Annotated in this window: 1 protein-coding gene; it reads left to right on the forward strand. The window is 38.9% G+C overall.

The genetic code is table 11. The features are described 5' to 3' along the window. On the forward strand, window positions 1-373 hold a 373-nt coding region (locus B0E44_RS00020; RefSeq protein ID WP_174565116.1), incomplete at both ends, for a SprB repeat-containing protein.

Consider the following 373-nt stretch of genomic DNA (forward strand, 5'->3'; position numbering starts at 1 on the left):
ATCGACTTGACAATCTCTGGTGGAACTTCTCCTTATACTTATACTTGGAAAAAAGACGGAAACGCAATCGCTGCCATTACTCAAGATTTATCAGGTATTGGAGCTGGAACGTATGAAGTAACTGTTACCGACGACAAAGGCTGTAAAGCTGTTAAAACAATTACAATTACTCAACCAAGTGCTGGTTTAAGTATTGCAGTAACTTCACAAACCAATGTAAACTGTTATAATGACACTACTGGAGCCATCGACTTGACAATCTCTGGTGGAACTTCTCCTTATACTTATACTTGGAAAAAAGACGGAAACGCAATCGCTGCCATTACTCAAGATTTATCAGGTATTGGAGCTGGAACGTATGAAGTAACTGTTA

It is taken from the genome of Flavobacterium sp. A45, from assembly GCF_002001005.1.
GTDB lineage: Bacteria > Bacteroidota > Bacteroidia > Flavobacteriales > Flavobacteriaceae > Flavobacterium.